Consider the following 331-nt stretch of genomic DNA (forward strand, 5'->3'; position numbering starts at 1 on the left):
GCGCGGCGCGCGCGCGGGGCGAGCCGATGGCAACGCCCGCTTAGGCGTAAAATGGCTGCTTTCCCGCCGCCGCGCCCGCCATGACCATCCTGCTCTCCACCCTCAACGCCCGCTACGCCCACGCTTCGCTCGGTTTGCGCTACCTGCTGGCGAACATGGGCGAACTGCAGGGCCGGACCCGTCTGCAGGAGTTCGTCATCGGCGCCAAGACCACCGAGGTCGTCGAAAAACTGCTCTCGCATGCGCCGCGCATCATCGGTTTCGGCGTCTATATATGGAACGTCGACGAAACGACCAAGGTCGTGGCCATGCTCAAGCGCATCGCGCCCGG

1 protein-coding gene is annotated in these 331 nt (G+C 66.2%); it reads left to right on the forward strand.

All coding sequences use genetic code 11. The features are described from left to right. Positions 1 to 80: 80 nt before the first annotated feature. Positions 81 to 331: radical SAM protein (locus D0817_RS26995; protein ID WP_161568486.1), on the forward strand; the 251-nt coding region annotated here is incomplete at its 3' end.

It is taken from the genome of Flavobacterium cupreum (genome assembly GCF_003996965.1).
Classification (GTDB): Bacteria; Bacteroidota; Bacteroidia; order Flavobacteriales; family Flavobacteriaceae; genus Flavobacterium; species Flavobacterium cupreum.